The sequence below is a fragment of the Stenotrophomonas sp. FR012 genome (genome assembly GCF_047520565.2).
Taxonomy (GTDB): Bacteria; Pseudomonadota; Gammaproteobacteria; order Xanthomonadales; family Xanthomonadaceae; genus Stenotrophomonas; species Stenotrophomonas sepilia.
On record NZ_JAXBQL020000003.1, the window covers coordinates 123,481 to 139,114 of the forward strand.

The window sequence follows — 15,634 nt, forward strand, 5'->3', positions numbered from 1 at the left end:
CCGGTGCGCCGCTTCAATCTTTCCGAGTGGGCGTTGTCCAACCGCCCGCTGGTGCTGTTTGCGATGCTGGCTTTCGCGCTGATCGGCGCATGGTCGTACAAGCATCTGGGCCAGTCCGAGGACCCGCCGTTCACCTTCAAGGCGATGGTGGTGCGCACATTGTGGCCGGGGGCGACCGCCGAGCAGGTCTCGCGGCAGGTGACCGAGCCGCTTGAGAAGGCGCTGATGAATACCGGCGAGTACGAGTTCATCCGCTCGTACTCGCGCCCGGGCGAATCGCAGATCATCTTCATGGCGCGCGACAGCCTGCGTTCCAGGCAGATCCCGGACCTGTGGTACCAGGTGCGCAAGCGCGTGGGCGACATCCGCCCGACGCTGCCGCGCGAGATCGTCGGTCCGTTCTTCAACGATGAGTTCGGCGACACCTACGGCAACATCTATGCGTTGACCGGCAAGGGCTTCGACTACGCGGTGATGCGCGACTACGCCGACCGCATCCAGCTGGAACTGCAGCGGGTGCCCGACGTCGGCAAGATCGACCTGGTCGGCCTGCAGGACGAGAAGGTGTGGATCGAACTGTCCAACACCCGGCTGGCCACGCTGGGCGTGTCGATGCAGCAGGTGCAGCAGGCGCTGGCCGACCAGAACGCAGTGACCGGCACCAGCTTCTTCGAGACCGCCACCGATCGCGTGCAGCTGCGGGTGACCGGCCAGTTCAACGACATCGAAGCGATCCGCCAGTTCCCGATCCGCGCCGGCGACCGCACCGTGCACCTGGGCGACATCGCCGAGGTCAAGCGTGGCTTCGCCGATCCGGCGTCGCCGAAGATGCGCTTCATGGGCGAAGAGGCGATCGGCCTGGCGGTGGCGATGAAGGATGGCGGTGACATCCTCAAGCTCGGCGCCAACCTCGATGCCGAGTTCGAACGCCTGCAGAAGACCCTGCCGGCCGGCATGCAGCTGCGCAAGGTGTCCGACCAGCCGCAATCGGTGGAAGAGTCGGTCGGCGAGTTCGTGCAGGTGCTGACCGAGGCGGTGGTGATCGTGCTGCTGGTCAGCTTCTTCTCGCTGGGCCTGCGCACCGGCCTGGTGGTGGGCGTGACCATCCCGCTGGTGCTGGCGATGACCTTCTTCGTCATGCACTACTTCGACATCGGCCTGCACAAGATCTCGCTGGGTGCATTGGTGCTGGCGCTGGGCCTGCTGGTGGATGATGCGATCATCGCGGTGGAGATGATGGCCACCAAGATGGAGCAGGGCTACGACCGCCTGCGCGCCGCCAGTTTCGCCTGGGAGTCGACCGCTTTCCCGATGCTGACCGGCACCCTGATCACCGCGGCCGGCTTCCTGCCCATTGCCACTGCGGCATCGAGTACCGGTGAATACACCCGCTCGCTGTTCCAGGTGGTGACCATCGCGCTGGTGGTGTCGTGGATCGCAGCGGTGCTGTTCATCCCTTACCTGGGCGACAAGATGCTGCCGGACCTGTTCAATCCGCAGCCGCCGAAGCCGGGCAGCCTGTCCGCGCGCTGGCACGCCAAGCGCCAGCAGTGGGCCGACCGCTATCCGGCGCTGGCCAACCTGATCGCGCCGCCGCAGCACGGGCACGACCACGATCCGTACCAGCGCCCGTTCTATCGTAGTTTCCGTCGCTTCCTCGATACCTGCCTGCGGCATCGCTGGTGGGTGATCGCGGCGACCATCGGCCTGTTCGTGTTCTCGCTGATGATGTTCCGCTTCGTGCCGCAGCAGTTCTTCCCGGACTCGACCCGGCCGGAACTGATGGTGGACATCGAGCTGGCCGAGGGCGCCTCGCTGCGCTCGACCCAGGCCCAGGCCGAGAAGCTGGAGAAGCTGCTGTCCAGCCGCGAGGGCATTGCCAACTACGTGTCCTATGTGGGCACCGGTTCGCCGCGCTTCTACCTGCCGCTGGACCAGCAGCTGCCGGCGACCAACTTCGCCCAGTTCGTGGTGCTGGCCAAGGACATCAGGTCACGCGAAAGCACCCGCGACTGGCTGCTGCACGAGGTGATCCCGAAGTTCCCGGACGTGCAGATGCGCGTGACCCGCCTGGAGAACGGCCCGCCGGTCGGCTATCCGGTGCAGATGCGCATCTCCGGCGAGCACATCGAGAAGGTGCAGGCGATCGCGCGCCAGGTCGAGGCCAAGGTGCGGGAGAACCCGCACGTGATGAACGTCAACCTGGACTGGAGCGAGCCGAGCAAGGTGGTGCGCCTGGTGGTCGACCAGGAGCGCGCCCGCGCGCTGGGCGTGAGCAGCGCCCAGGTCAGCCAGTTCCTGTCCAGTTCGTTGGCCGGGCAATCGGTCAGCGTGTATCGCGAGGGCAATCGCCAGATCGAGATGCTGCTGCGCGGGCCGGCCGATGAGCGCAACCAGCTGGAGCTGCTGTCCAGCCTGTCGATGCCCACCGCCAACGGTGGCAGCATCACGCTGTCGCAGGTGGCGACGATGGAGTACGGCTTCGAGGACGGCATCATCTGGCACCGTAACCGGTTGCCGACGGTGACTGTGCGCGCCGACATCAGTGATGGCATGCAGGCGCTGGACGTGGTGCATCAGATCCTGCCCACACTGGACGGCATCCGTGCCGAGCTGCCCAGTGGTTACCTGCTGGAAACCGGCGGTACCGTGGAGGATTCGGCGCGTGGCCAGAACTCGATCAAGGCGGGCATGCCGCTGTTCCTGGTGGTGGTGGCCACGCTGCTGATGCTGCAGCTGCGCAGCTTCTCGCGCGCAGCGATGGTGCTGGTGACCGCGCCGCTGGGCATCATCGGCGCGACCCTGTTCCTGCTGCTGTTCCGGGCGCCGTTCGGCTTCGTCGCGCTGCTGGGCACGATCGCACTGGCCGGCATGATCATGCGCAACTCGGTGATCCTGATCGACCAGATCCAGCAGGACATCGATGCCGGGCATGACCGTTGGCATTCGATCATCGACGCCACGGTGCGCCGCTTCCGCCCGATCGTGCTGACCGCACTGGCAGCCGTGCTGGCGATGATTCCGCTGTCGCGCAGCGCGTTCTACGGATCGATGGCGATCTCGATCATGGGCGGCCTGATCGTCGGTACGGTGCTGACCCTGGTGTTCCTGCCGGCCTTGTACGCGGCGTGGTTCCGGGTGAAGCCCGATGAATCCGGGGCGTGATGCCCCGGGTTCTGCGGCCGCGGCCCCTGGTAGGTGCCAACCCTGGCTGGCACATCTTCCAGTAGAGCCACCCCATGGGTGGCTGCGGATTTCCAGGCTCCGTCATCCACGCATGGCGTGGATCTACCGCGATTCGCCATCGCTCGGTAGGTGCCAACCTTGGTTGGCACGGATGCATGCATCCACGCATGGCGTGGATCTACCGCAGCTGCAGACCGATCCGTAGCACCGGCAGCAACCATTCGATGAACACCTGCACGCGCAGCGCACGGTGCTGCCGATGCGGCTGCAGCAGGGTGACCGGCAATGGCTGTGCGACGTGCTGTGGCATCACTTCCACCAGCGCGCCGGATTGCAGCTCGGCCTGTACGTCGTAGCGCGGAATCTGCAAAAGACCCAACCCCGCCACACAGCACGCAATCGATGCCTCGGCGCTGTTCACACGCACCCAGCCAGGCATCGGCAGCGTGCGCAGTTGGCCGCCGTCCTGCCACTCCCACGGTTCCACCCGTGCCGTGGTCGGCGACGCGTAGTTCACCGCGCGGTGCTGCGGCAGGTCGGCAGGATGCTGCGGCACGCCGTGTTCGCGCAGGTAGGCCGGCGCCGCAACGTTGACAAAATCCAGTTGGCCCAGCGTGCGCGCCACCAGGCTGGAATCGCCCAGTTGGCCGACCCGCAGCACCGCATCGCAACCGTCTTCGATCAGGTTCACCGCGCGGTCGGTCATGCCCAGGTCGACTTCCACCTGCGGATACTGCGCGAAGAACCCGGGCAGCGCCGGTGCGATGATGCGGCGGCCGATGCGGCTGGGTACGTCGATCTTCAGCAGGCCCGACGGCTGGGCGTCGACCTGGAGGAACAGCGATTCGGCGTCCTCGACCTCGGCGATCAGGCGCAGGCAGCGCGCATGGAACACGTCGCCGTCGTGGGTGGTGGACACCCGGCGGGTCGAGCGCTGCAGCAGGCGGGTGCCGAGCCGCTGCTCCAGCTCCGCAATGGCTGCCGAGACCGTGGAACGGGGCAGGCCCAGCTGGTCGGCGGCGCGCGTGAAGCTGGCGCACTCCACGACCCGGGTGAAGATGCGGAAGCGATCGATCCGGTCCATTGTTCGCTGGCTCTGGAAAGTTAAGTCAAAGTGGCGGGCTTTATCCGCATTTTCTGCACGATATCGTCGTCAGGGCAGGGTTGCCACCCCGGGCAGCCCCCTCCCGAGACCGAAGCCATGACCGAGCATTCCCTCAAGGGCAAGACCGTGCTGATCGCCGGTGGCGCCAAGAACCTGGGTGGCCTGATCGCCCGCGACTTCGCCGCACAGGGCGCCAAAGCCATCGTCATCCACTACAACAGTGCCGCTACCCAGTCCGATGCAGAAGCGACGGTAGCCGCGGTGCAGGCCGCCGGCAGCAAGGCGGTGGCCCTGCAGGGCGACCTGACCTCGGCGGCAGCGATGGAGCGCTTGTTCGCCGATGCCGTGGCCGCAGTCGGCCGTCCCGACATCGCCATCAATACGGTCGGCAAGGTATTGAAGAAACCGCTGCTGGACATCAGCGAAGTGGAGTACGACGAGATGAGCGCGGTCAATGCCAAGGCCGCGTTCTTCTTCCTGAAGGAGGCAGGTCGCCACGTCAATGACGGTGGCCGCATCTGCACCCTGGTCACCTCGCTGCTGGGTGCGTTCACGCCGTTCTATTCCAGCTACGCCGGCACCAAGGCGCCGGTCGAGCACTTCACCCGCGCGGCGTCGAAGGAGTTCGGCGAGCGCGGCATTTCGGTGACCGCGATCGGTCCCGGTCCGATGGACACGCCGTTCTTCTATCCGGCCGAGAGCGCCGATGCGCAGGCGTATCACAAGACTGCGGCGGCGTTGTCGGCGTTCACCCGCACCGGGCTGACCGACATCGCCGATATCGTGCCGTGGATCCGCTTCCTGGTGACGGATGGCTGGTGGATGACCGGGCAGACGATTCTGGTCAATGGTGGGTACACCACCAAGTAAGCAAAGCCATGCATGGCGTGGCCCTACCGCGCGGGAACCGAATCATCCACGCATGGCGTGGATCTACCGCTGTGGTAGGTGCCAACCTTGGTTGGCACGGAGTCGGGCAGTGGCCACGGGCCACCTGTAGAGCCGTGCCATGCTCGACTCTACAGGTGTTGCCCGATGGATCAGCCCAGCTTCGCCAGCACCGCGTCGGTTGCCGCGGCGGTGCTGACGGCCTGGCCCTTGGCCGCAAGGTCGGCAGTGAACACGCCGTCATCCAGCACCGCATGCACGGCGGCTTCCACGGCTGCCGCTTCGGCCTCCAGCCCCAGCGAATGGCGCAGCAGCATCGCGGCGCTGAAGATTGTCGCGTACGGATTGGCAATGCCCTTGCCGGCGATGTCCGGGGCCGAACCGTGGATGGGCTCGTAAATGCCCACCGCACCCGGCTCGCCCAGCGAGGCCGACGGCAGCAGGCCCAGCGAACCGGCCAGCATCGAGGCCTCATCGGTGAGGATGTCGCCGAACATGTTCTCGGTGACGATCACGTCGTACTCGCGTGGCTTGGCCAGCAGGTGCATGGCCATCGAGTCGACCAACTGGTGCTCCAGCGCCACGTCCGGGAACTCCTCGCGGCCGATGCGTGCGGCCACGTCGCGCCACAGGCGCGAGGTTTCCAGCACATTGGCCTTGTCCACCGAAGTGACCTTGCCGCGACGCTGCTGGGCCAGGCGGAAGGCGCTGCGCAGCACGCGCTCGATTTCGGCCACGGTGTAGCGGCACAGGTCGCTGGCGCTGTCGGCGTCGCGGGTCTTGTCGCCGAAGTAGATGCCGCCGGTCAGTTCACGCACCACCACGAAGTCCACGCCCTGCAGCAGCTCGGCCTTGATCGGCGAGGCGTGCAGCGCGGCCTCGTGGGTACGCACCGGGCGCAGGTTCGCATACAGGCCCAGCGCCTTGCGGATCGCCAGCAGGCCCTGTTCCGGGCGCACCTTGGCGTTCGGGTCGGACCACTTCGGGCCGCCGACCGCGCCCAGCAGCACCGCATTGGCGGCCTGGCAGGCGGCGAGGGTCGACGCCGGCAGCGGTTCACCGTGGCGGTCGATGGCAATGCCACCGATGTCGTGCTCGCTGAAGGTGAAGGTGTGGTTGAAGCGTCCGGCGACCGCCTTCAGGACGGCAACTGCCGCGGCGGCCACTTCCGGGCCGATGCCATCACCGGGCAGGACAACAATTTCAGCGTGCATGCTCACTCTCGTAACGTTCGATTTCAGGGACACGGCCCAGCAGATACCCCAACTGGTCGACGCCTTCCAGCAGGCAGGTCTGCGAGAAGCCATCCAGCGGGAAGGAATAGACGCGGCCATCGGGGGTGCGCAGTTCGCGCGCAGCCACGTCGATGGTCAGCGCATCGTCCGGGCGCTGCATCAGCGCCTGCACGTCGGCCTCGTCCAGCACGATCGGCAGCAGGCCGTTCTTCAGCGCGTTGCCGCGGAAGATGTCCGCGATCTCGCTGCTGACGATGGCGCGCAGGCCCAGGTCGGTCAGCGCCCATGGCGCGTGTTCGCGCGAGGAGCCGCAGCCGAAGTTGCGGCCCGCCAGCAGGATGCTGCGGCCGGCGTTGTGCGGTTGGTTGAAGGCGAAGTCGGCCACCGGCGAACCATCAGCTTGCCAGCGCCAGTCGTTGAACGCGTTGCGACCCAGCCCGGCACGCTCGGTGGTGGACAGGAACCGCGCCGGGATGATCTGGTCGGTGTCGATGTTGGTCTGGCGCAGCACCACGCTGGCCGAGGTCAGGGTACGGAAACCGGCCATCACGCCCCCTCCTGTGCGAACAGTTCGCGGGTATCGGCAACGTGCCCGTTCACCGCCGCCCATGCGGCGCTCATCGGCGAGGCCAGCAGCGTGCGCGAACCGGGGCCCTGCCGGCCTTCAAAATTGCGGTTGCTGGTACTCACGGCCAGCTGGCCGGGGGCGACCAGATCGCCGTTCATCGCGATGCACATCGAGCAGCCCGGCTCGCGCCATTCGGCACCGGCCGCGCGCACGATCTCATGGATGCCCTCGGCCTCGGCCTCGCGCTTGACGATCTCCGAGCCCGGTACCACCAGCATGCGTACGCGCTCGGCAACACGACGGCCGCGCAGCACCTGTGCGACTTCGCGCATGTCGCTCAGGCGGCCGTTGGTGCACGAACCAACGAACACTACGTCCACCGGTGTGCCCGCCAGCGCCTTGCCGGCCTGGAAGTGCATGTAGTCCAGGCCCTTCTGTGCGGCGGCATCGTTGGCGACGGGAATCGGCGCATCCACGGCGATCGCGGTACCCGGATGCGTACCCCAGGTCAGGGTCGGGCGGATGTCGGCGGCTTCGATGTGCACTTCGCTGTCGAAGCGCGCGCCGTCATCGCTGCGCAGCTGTTGCCAGCGCGCCACGGCAGCGTCGAAGTCGGCGCCCTTGGGGCCGCGCGGCGTAGCGGCGACGAAGTCGAAGGTGACCTTGTCGGGCGCGACCATGCCGGCGCGTGCACCGGCCTCGATCGACATGTTGCACAGGGTCATGCGCTGTTCCATGTCCATCGCTTCGATGGTGCTGCCACGGAACTCGATCACGTGGCCGGTGCCGCCGTTGACGCCGATCACGCCGATGATGTGCAGGACCACATCCTTGGCGCCGACGCCGGGTGCCAGCGCACCGTCAACGGTGATCGCGAAGGTCTTGGCTTTGCGCTGCAGCAGGCACTGCGTGGCCAGCACGTGGCCGACCTCGCTGGTGCCGATGCCGAAGGCCAGCGAGCCGAATGCACCGTGGGTGGAGGTGTGGCTGTCACCGCAGACGATGGTCATGCCCGGCTGGGTGAAGCCCTGTTCCGGCGCAATGACATGGACGATGCCGCGGTTGTCCGAGGCCATGTCGAACAGTTCGATGCCGTGCTCGGCGCAGTTTCGCGCCAGGGTGGCGACCTGTGCCTCGGAAGCGGCGCTGGCGTAGGGCAACGTGCCGTCCGCCGCAGCCGGCAGGGTCGGCGTGGAATGGTCCATCGTCGCCTTGGTGCGGTCCGGCCGGCGCGGCGACAGGCCGCGCTCGCGCAGTTCAGTGAACGCCTGCGGCGAGGTGACCTCATGGATCAGGTGCAGGTCGATGTACAGCACGGCGGGTGCGCTGTCGGATTCGGGAACCACCACGTGGGCGTCCCACAGTTTGTCGTACAGGGTGCGGGGTGCGGAAGTCATGCGTATGCCTGGCAGAAGTACGAGATAGCGAACATCAGTAAAGAAAGCGGAACGGTCAAGTCAGCGACGGCGGGCGAGCACACGCAGGCGCACGTAGTCGGCCAGCGCCTGGCCGGCGGCATTGCGTGGCAGGTCGGCCAGCAACGCGGTGGCAGCCTCGCGCACGGTGGCGCGGGCCTCGGCGGGCAGGTCATCCAGCAGCGGCGCGGCGAATACCCGCAGCCAGCCGGCCACGCCGGTCGGCAGTGGGGTCGGGCGCGGCGTGCATTCGATCAGTTGCACCTGGAAGCCATGCTGGCGCAGGCGGTCGGCATAGGCATCGGCGGTCGGGAAGTACCACTGGAAGGTGCTGGCGCCATGGCCGTGGGCCACGCGTGCGGCCTGTACCGCCGCGACGATCGTGGCCACGTTGCCATGGCCGCCGAACTCGGCGACGAAGCGGCCACCGGGGCGCAGCGCGCGACGCACGCCTTCCAGCACGCGGTCCGGGTTGCCCATCCAATGCAATGCGGCATTGCTGAAGACCGCATCGAACTCGCTGTCGAACGACAGCGCGTGGCCGTCCATCACCTGCGCGTCGACGCCACGTGCACGGGCGGCGATCACCAGTTCCGGCGACGCGTCCACGCCGTGGATGCACGCGCCGCTCAGGGCCAGCTCGGTGCTGAGCACGCCATCGCCACAGCCCAGGTCGAGGATGCGCTCACCGGCGCGCGGATCGAGCAGGCGCGCGACCGCGCCACCGAGCAACGGTACGAAGCCGGCATCGATCGCATAGTCCTGGGCGTTCCACTGCTGGCCAGCGGCTGCGGTAGGAGTGTCGAAGGCGCTCATCTCGGGTTCCTCAGGCGGTGGCAGGGGTGGGAACGTCGGTGCTGCTGTGGGCGGTGGCCTGGCGCTGGCGCAGCAGGCGGTTGGCCACATCCAGCCAGGCCAGCGCGGAGGCTTCGATGATGTCCTTGCTGGTGCCGGTGCCGTCGTACTCCACGCCGTCGTGGCGCACGCTCAGATTGGCTTCACCGCGCGCATCGGCGCCGATGCCGACGCTGTGCACCTGGTAGCTGTCCAGCATCAGCTGCACGCCGGTGGCAGCCGACAGCGCGCCGAACAGCGCATCGACCGGGCCGTCGCCCTGCGCGGTCTCGGCCACGCGGTTGCCGTCCGGGTCGGACAGTTCGACCAGTGCGTTGGCGCGGCTGCCGACATCGCTGATGGTCATCGAGGCCAGGCGGTAGCCCTGTGCGTTGGAACCGCCCTGCATCAGCGTCTGCAGATCGGCATCGGTGACCACGCGCTGCTGTTCGCACAGGCCCTTGAACTGCTCGAACACCAGCTTCAGTTCGTCTTCCTCCAGCCAGAAGCCCAGCGCACGCAGGCGCGCTTCAACGGCGGCACGGCCACTGTGGCGGCCCAGCACCATCTGCGAATCCTCCCAGCCCACGTCTTCCGGGCGCATGATTTCGTAGGTGCCGCGATGACGCAGCATGCCGTGCTGGTGGATACCCGATTCGTGGGCGAAGGCGTTGGCGCCGACGATGGCCTTGTTGCGCTGCACCGGCATGCCGACCAGGCGCTGCAGCAGCTGCGAGGTGCCGACGATACGCGGGGTGTTGATCGAACTGTCCTGCTCGTAGAAGGCCTGGCGGACTTTCAGCACCATCGCGATCTCTTCCAGTGAACAGTTGCCGGCGCGCTCGCCGATGCCGTTGACGGTGCACTCGACCTGGCGTGCACCGCCCTCGATGGCGGCCAGCGAGTTGGCCACGGCCAGGCCCAGGTCATTGTGGCAGTGCGCGCTGAAGATCACGTTGGCGGCATTCGGCACATCGGCGACGCCGGCGATGACCTGCTGGAACATCGCGCGGATCTCTTCCGGCGTGGTGAAGCCGACGGTGTCGGGCAGGTTGATGGTGGTGGCGCCGGCGGCAATGGCCACGCGCGAGACTTCGATCAGGTAGTCCAGCTCGGTACGGGTGGCATCCTCGGCCGAGAACTCGACATCGTCGATGTAGGAGCGAGCCAGCGAGACGTGCTTGCGTACCGATTCCAGTACCTGCTCGCGGGTCATCCGCAGCTTGTGCTCGCGGTGCAGCGGGCTGGTGGACAGGAACACGTGTAGGCGCGGGTTGGCTGCGGCCTCTAGGGCACGTGCCGAGGTCTCGATGTCGGCCTGCAGGCAGCGCGACAGCACGGCCAGGCTCAGGCTCGGGCGGCGCAGTTCGCGGCCGATCAGCGCCATCGCCTCGCGGTCGGACTGCGAGCTGGCCGGGAAGCCGGTCTCGATGATGTCCACGCCCAGTTCGTCCAGCGCACGCGCCATCACCAGCTTCTGCGGCGGGCTCATGCTGCAGCCGGGGGACTGCTCGCCGTCACGCAGGGTGGTGTCGAAGATGCGGATGCGCGGGGTGGTAATTCGTTCGATGGTGGTCACAGGGAAATCTCCTCGACAGCGGGTGCGGCGGCTTGCAGGGGGGAAGGGGAAGAGGTGGGGGACGCGAGGGCGCTGGCCTTGCCGGGCGAGCGCGGGGTTTCACTACGCCGTCGCCGTGGTTTGCGCGGCGGGCGCGGCCGGATGTCGGTGAGCAGGCCGGCCAGGACACCCGCATCGATATTCCCGCCGGACACCACCGCGCACTTGCGGCGGCCAGCGACACGGCGGCCTGCTGCCAGCGCCAGCGCACCGGCGCCCTCGGCGATGATGTGTTCTTCCAGTGCCAGCCGGACCAGGGTTTCACGCAGTTCGGCTTCGCGCACGATCACTACGTCGTCCAGCAGCGAGGTGCACAGGCGTCGGGTCAGGAAACCGGGGATCTTCACCCGCACGCCGTCGGCCAGCGAGGCGACGGGGGCGATCTCGCGTACGTCGCCGCGGATGGCGCGCGCCATTGAGTCAACGCCTTCCACCTGGGCACCGATCACGCGCACGCCCTGTGATTTCAGCGCCAGTGCAACGCCGGAGGCCAGGCCACCGCCGCCGATCGGCACGATCACCACGTCCGGTGCGTGCGCGGCCAGCTCGATGCCGACCGTACCCTGGCCGGCAATCACATCGGCGTCGTCGAACGCGGAAAGGAAGCGGTAGCCGTGGCGTTGTGCCAGTTCAACCGCGAAGGCGTAGGCCTCGTCATAGCTGGTGCCATGCTGGCGCACGGTGGCGCCCCAGTGAGCGACGCCGGCGATCTTGGTGGCCGGCGCGCCATGTGGCATCACGGTGATGGCCGGAACGTCCAGGCGGTAGGCCGCCCACGCCACGCCCTGGGCATGGTTGCCGGCCGAGGCGCAGATCACCGGCCGGGTATCGCCGCGCTCGCGGCCGGCCAGCAGCGCGTTCAACGCGCCGCGCACTTTGTAGGACCCGGTGCGCTGCAGGTTCTCCAGCTTCAGCCAGGTGCCGAAGCGCTCGGCATGGTGCAGCGGGGTAGGCGGCAGGAAGCGGCGCAGCCGGGCCTGCGCCGCCAGTACGTCGGCGACGCTTACGTCGCCGACATCGCTTTCCTGGCTGGCATCAGCGGCCGGCATGGGCCACCAGCGGGGTGCAGGCGACCGCCGCATGCGGGCACGGGCGGCGAAGAAGACGCCTCCGTACCGGCACCGTGGTCACTACGGTACGGGTGTTCATACGGATGCTCCTTCCACGGCGGTGACCTGCACGGACACGCAGTCGTAGATCTTCTCGATCTGCCGGCACAGTGTTTCCGCCGGGCGCTGGCCATCCACCACCAGTTGCAGGTGCCAGCGGCCATCGTCGGCGGCCACCGGCGCACCGCTGATCGCACGCGGCGCGAAGCCACGGCGCTCGGCCATGCCGATCACGCGCAACAGCGCGCCTTCGGCCGGGTGCAGCACCAGGTCAAGCCGGTAGTGCATTGGGGATCTCCTGGCGGGCATGGGCGGGGTTGCTTTCCAGCATCGTGCTGTTGGCGGTGTTCGGTGGCACCAGCGGCCATACGTTGGCGCGTGCATCGATGGCCACGTGCAGCAGTGCCGGGCCGGGTTCGGCCAGCAGCGCGGCCAGGCCACCCTCGACGTCATCCCGCGCGTCGATGCGGGTGGCGGAAATGCCGAACACCTGCGCCAGCGCCACGAAGTCCGGGTTGTCGGACAGGTCGATCTCGCTGTAGCGCTCGGCGAAGAACAGCTCCTGCCATTGCCGCACCATGCCCAGCGAACTGTTGTCCAGCAGCACGATCTTCACCGGCAGGCGGCAACGCGCGATGGTCGCCAGCTCCTGCACGTTCATCATGAAGCTGCCGTCGCCGGACACCAGCACCACGGTGCGATCGGGGCAGGCGAACTGCGCACCCATCGCTGCCGGCAGGCCGAAGCCCATGGTCCCCAGCGCGCCACTGGTCAGGTGGTTGCGCGGGTGGTTGAAGCGGCAGTGCTGCGCCACCCACATCTGGTGCTGGCCGACGTCGCAGGCGATCACCGCATCGGCCGGGGCCAGTTCGCTCAGGCGCTTCAGCAGCGCCGGGGCGTAGATGTGCTGGCCCGGTGCGTCGTAGCGCGCTGCGAAACGATCGCGATGCTGTGCACAGCGCTTGCGCCATGCGTCCTGGTTGGCCTTGGGGGAGGGGAAGGCCGCACGCAGGGCGCGGATGGCATGGCCGACATTGCCAGGCACAGCGACATCGGCGCTGCGCAGCTTGGAGATCTCATATGCGTCCGCATCGATGTGAACGACGCGGGCGAACGGTGCGAACTCCGCCAGCTTGCCGGTGGCACGGTCGTCGAAGCGTGCGCCCAGCACCAGCAGCAGGTCGCTTTCCTGCACCGCCATGTTGGCCGCGCGGGTCCCGTGCATGCCCAGCATGCCCAGCGACTGCGGATGGCTGGCTGGCAGTGCGCCCAGGCCGCGCAGCGTCATCACGGTGGGGATGGCACTGGCCTCGACGAAATCGCGCAGGTCCTGCACCGCGTCACCCAGCGCGATGCCACCGCCGGCGTAGACCACCGGCTTCTCGGCCGCGGCCAGCGCGGCAATGGCTTCGGCAATGGCGGCCTCGGCCGGCGCCGGCGGTGGTTCGACGCTGCTGGGGGCATGGGCCGGCAGATGGCTGGCGTCGGCCAGCTGCACGTCCTTGGGCAGGTCGATCAGCACCGGGCCAGGGCGACCTTCGCGGGCGATCCGGAACGCATCGGCCACCACGCGCGGCAGGTCATCGACGCTGCGCACCAGCCAACTGTGCTTGACGATCGGCATCGTCAGGCCGAACACATCCAGTTCCTGGAAGGCGTCGGTGCCCAGCAGCGGCGTGCCGACCTGGCCGGTGATGCAGACCATCGGTACCGAGTCCAGCATCGCATCGGCGATGCCGGTGACCAGGTTCGACGCGCCCGGCCCGGAGGTGGCCACGCAGACGCCCACCTGGTTGCTGGCGCGGGCGAAACCATTGGCGGCCAGGGCGGCACCCTGCTCGTGGCGCACCAGGATGTGCTTCAGCGACGAGTCCACCAGCGCGTCGTAGAACGGCATGATGGTGCCACCGGGATAGCCGAACAGCGTGCGGACGCCTTCGGCCTCCAGCGCCTGGGTCAGCCAGCGCGCGCCGTTGGGCGGCGCGCTGCGGTGTGTGGAAGAGTTCATGGGGGAACCTTGCAAAGCGGGTGGGGGAGGGCCGCGCGGTTACGCGGCCTGTCCTTGCAACCAGACCATCTTGGCGCGCAGTTCCTTGCCCACCTTTTCGATCGGGTGCTCCAGGTCGGCCTGCTTGAACCTGTTGTAGTTCGGCAGGCCCGCTTCGTACTCGGCCACCCAGTTCTTGGTGAAGGTGCCGTCCTGGATGTCCTTCAGTACTTCCTTCATGCGTGCCTTGGTGCCGGCGTCGATCACGCGCGGGCCGCTGACGTAGTCGCCGTACTGCGCGGTCTCGGAGATGAATTCCAGCATGCGCGAGATGCCGCCTTCGTAGAACAGGTCGACGATCAGCTTCAGCTCGTGCAGTACTTCGTAGTAGGCGATCTCCGGCTGGTAGCCAGCTTCCACCAGGGTCTCGAAACCGGCCTGCACCAGCGCCGACGCACCACCACACAGCACCGCCTGCTCGCCGAACAGATCGGTCTCGGTCTCTTCCTTGAAGGTGGTCTGGATCAGGTTGGCGCGGGCACCGCCGAGGCCGGCCGCATAGGCCTGGGCATGCTGCGCGGCCTTGCCGCTGACGTCCTGGTAGACCGCCCAGATGCACGGCACGCCACGGCCGATCTCGTACTCACGGCGCACCAGCGCACCCGGGCCCTTCGGCGCGACCAGCACCACGTCCAGATCGGCGCGCGGCTCGATCATGCCGTAGTGCACGTTCAGTCCGTGAGCGAACAGCAGGCACGCCCCCTGCTTCATGTTCGGCGCCAGCACATCGTTGTAGAGCTTCTTCTGCACCATGTCGGGGGTCAGCACGGCGACCAGATCGGCGTCCTTCACCGCATCGGCGGGCGCGACCACGGTGAATCCATCGGCCTGGGCCTTGGCTTCGGTCGGACCGCCCGGACGCAGGCCTACCACCACGTCGAAGCCGGATTCGCGCAGGTTCAGTGCGTGGGCGCGGCCCTGGCTGCCGTAGCCGATGACGGCGATCTTGGTCTGGGGCAGGTCGTTGGTGCTCATGGGGGAGGTTCCTTGCGGTGGGAAGAAAAAAGAACGGCCGGTCGTCGAGGTGACGTGCCGGCCGGTCAGGGGAAAGCGGTGGAGGGGGCGCCGCGCATCGCACAGGCACAGCCACCACGAGGCGTGGTGCTGCAGGTCCGGGTTGTGCGATGAGCGTTGGTCATGGTGGTTGCGTCTGAAACCAGGTTCTGAAATGAAAAAACCCGCACCGGGGCGGGTGCGGGTTTTTGAAGAGTTCCGGTGTGTCTGTTGCTTACACGCTGGCTCGTCCCGCACCTGTGGGTTGGGTAATAAGTACGAGCACAAGAATCGAACGCAGCGAGGCGGCGCCGATGGCGGCGGCTTCGATGTGGGTTCGCGGTGGCGTGTTGTGATGCAACATGCGATCGAGAGAAACACAGGCGTTTTGGCGGTGTCAACCCTCACGACAGTTTTTTTATCGGTTTCCAGTGAGTCCAGCGAAATCGCTTGCGCCGCAAGGATGGTTGCCACTGAAAGTGTTTCAGTGAACCCGAATTCACTCCTTTCAACACGCTTTTTGCGCGGATTCCGGGTCGCTGTTCGCCATGCTGGGGCGGACCCTGGTCGGCACCCACCGAAAGGCCATCGCCCATGACCTCTGCCCGATACCGCATGAAGGCCGCAGCGGCGAAG

At 67.3% G+C, this 15,634-nt stretch carries 12 protein-coding genes; 2 read left to right on the forward strand and 10 right to left on the reverse strand.

Annotation, left to right across the window (positions count from 1 at the left end; genetic code table 11):
* The first annotated feature begins 3 nt into the window (after positions 1 to 3).
* On the forward strand, positions 4 to 3,165 hold the full coding sequence (locus tag ACM0O9_RS06795) for an efflux RND transporter permease subunit (protein ID WP_061479563.1): 3,162 nt from the start codon (positions 4 to 6) through the stop codon (positions 3,163 to 3,165).
* A gap of 199 nt (positions 3,166 to 3,364) precedes the next feature.
* Here the strand turns inward: ACM0O9_RS06795 and ACM0O9_RS06800 are convergent, their stop codons facing one another.
* Positions 3,365 to 4,270, reverse strand: a complete 906-nt coding sequence (locus ACM0O9_RS06800) for a LysR family transcriptional regulator (RefSeq protein WP_180890587.1) — start codon at positions 4,268 to 4,270, stop codon at positions 3,365 to 3,367.
* Between the two features lie 117 nt (positions 4,271 to 4,387).
* On the opposite strand from ACM0O9_RS06800, the gene ACM0O9_RS06805 reads away from it, so the two are divergent.
* Positions 4,388 to 5,161 (forward strand): SDR family oxidoreductase, encoded by a 774-nt coding sequence (locus tag ACM0O9_RS06805; RefSeq protein WP_111201714.1) that lies wholly within the window; start codon positions 4,388 to 4,390, stop codon positions 5,159 to 5,161.
* A 170-nt stretch (positions 5,162 to 5,331) separates the two neighbouring features.
* On the opposite strand, the gene leuB is transcribed toward ACM0O9_RS06805, so the two are convergent.
* The 9 genes from leuB to ilvC form a co-directional block, all read right to left on the reverse strand.
* The gene (leuB, locus tag ACM0O9_RS06810) at positions 5,332 to 6,393 is read right to left on the reverse strand and encodes a 3-isopropylmalate dehydrogenase (RefSeq protein WP_053499071.1); all 1,062 of its coding nucleotides are present in this window, start codon (positions 6,391 to 6,393) and stop codon (positions 5,332 to 5,334) included.
* Positions 6,383 to 6,961, reverse strand: a complete 579-nt coding sequence (gene leuD, locus ACM0O9_RS06815; protein ID WP_021202144.1) for a 3-isopropylmalate dehydratase small subunit — start codon at positions 6,959 to 6,961, stop codon at positions 6,383 to 6,385. Before leuD ends, leuB begins: the two co-directional genes overlap by 11 nt.
* On the reverse strand, positions 6,961 to 8,379 hold the full coding sequence (gene leuC / locus ACM0O9_RS06820; RefSeq protein ID WP_414604003.1) for a 3-isopropylmalate dehydratase large subunit: 1,419 nt from the start codon (positions 8,377 to 8,379) through the stop codon (positions 6,961 to 6,963). The genes leuD and leuC overlap by 1 nt, the downstream gene beginning before the upstream one ends.
* 60 nt (positions 8,380 to 8,439) lie before the next feature.
* The gene (locus tag ACM0O9_RS06825) at positions 8,440 to 9,213 is read right to left on the reverse strand and encodes a class I SAM-dependent methyltransferase (protein WP_053499067.1); all 774 of its coding nucleotides are present in this window, start codon (positions 9,211 to 9,213) and stop codon (positions 8,440 to 8,442) included.
* 10 nt (positions 9,214 to 9,223) lie between these two features.
* On the reverse strand, positions 9,224 to 10,810 hold the full coding sequence (locus ACM0O9_RS06830; protein ID WP_414604002.1) for a 2-isopropylmalate synthase: 1,587 nt from the start codon (positions 10,808 to 10,810) through the stop codon (positions 9,224 to 9,226).
* Complete coding sequence (locus ACM0O9_RS06835) at positions 10,807 to 11,898, reverse strand: threonine dehydratase (protein ID WP_053499063.1); 1,092 nt, start codon at positions 11,896 to 11,898, stop codon at positions 10,807 to 10,809. The genes ACM0O9_RS06830 and ACM0O9_RS06835 overlap by 4 nt, the downstream gene beginning before the upstream one ends.
* Positions 11,899 to 11,994: 96 nt before the next feature.
* Positions 11,995 to 12,246, reverse strand: a complete 252-nt coding sequence (locus ACM0O9_RS06840; protein ID WP_005419108.1) for an ACT domain-containing protein — start codon at positions 12,244 to 12,246, stop codon at positions 11,995 to 11,997.
* Entirely contained in the window at positions 12,230 to 13,966 is a 1,737-nt protein-coding gene (gene ilvG / locus ACM0O9_RS06845; RefSeq protein WP_414604001.1) for an acetolactate synthase 2 catalytic subunit, read from the reverse strand. The genes ACM0O9_RS06840 and ilvG overlap by 17 nt, the downstream gene beginning before the upstream one ends.
* Positions 13,967 to 14,005: 39 nt before the next feature.
* Positions 14,006 to 14,980 carry a ketol-acid reductoisomerase gene (gene ilvC / locus ACM0O9_RS06850; RefSeq protein ID WP_053499062.1) on the reverse strand — a complete coding sequence of 325 codons (975 nt, stop codon included), beginning with the start codon at positions 14,978 to 14,980 and terminating at the stop codon, positions 14,006 to 14,008.
* Between the last annotated feature and the right edge of the window lie 654 nt (positions 14,981 to 15,634).

What these genes read in the sequence shown, in the direction of transcription:
- ilvG (WP_414604001.1), bottom strand. Translation starts at nt 13,966, where the DNA reads ATGAACTCTTCCACACACCGCAGCGCGCCGCCCAACGGCGCGCGCTGG.
- leuC (WP_414604003.1), bottom strand. Translation starts at nt 8,379, where the DNA reads ATGACTTCCGCACCCCGCACCCTGTACGACAAACTGTGGGACGCCCAC.
- ACM0O9_RS06840 (WP_005419108.1), bottom strand. Translation starts at nt 12,246, where the DNA reads ATGCACTACCGGCTTGACCTGGTGCTGCACCCGGCCGAAGGCGCGCTG.
- ACM0O9_RS06800 (WP_180890587.1), bottom strand. Translation starts at nt 4,270, where the DNA reads ATGGACCGGATCGATCGCTTCCGCATCTTCACCCGGGTCGTGGAGTGC.
- ACM0O9_RS06835 (WP_053499063.1), bottom strand. Translation starts at nt 11,898, where the DNA reads ATGCCGGCCGCTGATGCCAGCCAGGAAAGCGATGTCGGCGACGTAAGC.
- leuD (WP_021202144.1), bottom strand. Translation starts at nt 6,961, where the DNA reads ATGGCCGGTTTCCGTACCCTGACCTCGGCCAGCGTGGTGCTGCGCCAG.
- leuB (WP_053499071.1), bottom strand. Translation starts at nt 6,393, where the DNA reads ATGCACGCTGAAATTGTTGTCCTGCCCGGTGATGGCATCGGCCCGGAA.
- ACM0O9_RS06825 (WP_053499067.1), bottom strand. Translation starts at nt 9,213, where the DNA reads ATGAGCGCCTTCGACACTCCTACCGCAGCCGCTGGCCAGCAGTGGAAC.
- ilvC (WP_053499062.1), bottom strand. Translation starts at nt 14,980, where the DNA reads ATGAGCACCAACGACCTGCCCCAGACCAAGATCGCCGTCATCGGCTAC.
- ACM0O9_RS06805 (WP_111201714.1), top strand. Translation starts at nt 4,388, where the DNA reads ATGACCGAGCATTCCCTCAAGGGCAAGACCGTGCTGATCGCCGGTGGC.